The sequence below is a fragment of the Pseudomonas sp. KCJK9016 genome, assembly GCF_046231795.1.
Lineage (GTDB): Bacteria > Pseudomonadota > Gammaproteobacteria > Pseudomonadales > Pseudomonadaceae > Aquipseudomonas > Aquipseudomonas bananamidigenes.
In genome coordinates this window covers 1-871 of the sequence record NZ_JBJJMM010000065.1, presented here as the reverse complement: position 1 = coordinate 871, position 871 = coordinate 1, and the positions used below count along the sequence as shown (strand labels likewise).

Here is an 871-nt window from a genome sequence, read left to right as displayed (position 1 = left end):
AGGGCCTCGGGAATCAGTTGCACGTACTGGTTGAACAGTGCGGTGGTGACGAACAGGATCGTGACGCCGGAGCTGGCCAGCGCCTGACCGAACAGGTCTGGATCAAGCAAGGTGTCGTGATCGATGACCACCACGCGCCCACCGTTGAGCAGCGGCCCCCAGACGTCCATGGTGCTGGCGTCGAACGCCGGGTTGGAAGCGAACGCCACACGGTCCTGCGGGTTGAAATCGGCATAACCGTTATTGATCACCAGTCGCCCGATGGCTCGGTGCGGCACCATCACCCCTTTCGGCGTGCCGGTGGAGCCGGAGGTGTACATGATGTAGGCCACGGATTCCGAAGACTGCGGCAAGTCCGGGTTGTGCGTCGGTTGCGCGTCGAGTTTCAGCGCATCCAGATCGATCCGGCGCACGCTGTAGTCGACTGACTCCGAGCTCAAGGTCAGCAGCGCTGTCGCCCTGCAATCCTCGACCATGAACGCCTGACGTTCAGCCGGAGCGTTGATGTCCAGCGGCACATAAGCCGCCGCGCATTTGCCGATGGCCAGTTGCGCCGCCAGCAGATCCAGCGAGCGCGGCAGCAGGATCGCCACATGATCGCCTGGCTGCACGCCCTGCGCGATCAGGTGATGGGCCAGGCGGTTGGCCCGTTGATTCAGTTCGTCATAGGTCAACGCCGAGCGGCCATGCACCGCTGCAACGGCTTGCGGATGCAGTTGCACTTGCTGTTCGAACAGACCGTGAACCGTCGAACGCGACGGGTATTCCCGCTGGGTAGCATTGAACCCGACCAGCAATTCCCGCCGCTCATCCGGCGGCAGGATCGACAGTTGATCGACGCCCAATTGCGGCGTCTGCTCCAGCGCCTGCA

At 63.0% G+C, this 871-nt stretch carries 1 protein-coding gene; it reads right to left on the bottom strand.

The window, feature by feature from the left end:
• On the bottom strand, positions 1-871 hold an 871-nt coding region (locus ACK6BI_RS27995), incomplete at both ends, for an AMP-binding protein (protein ID WP_409319661.1).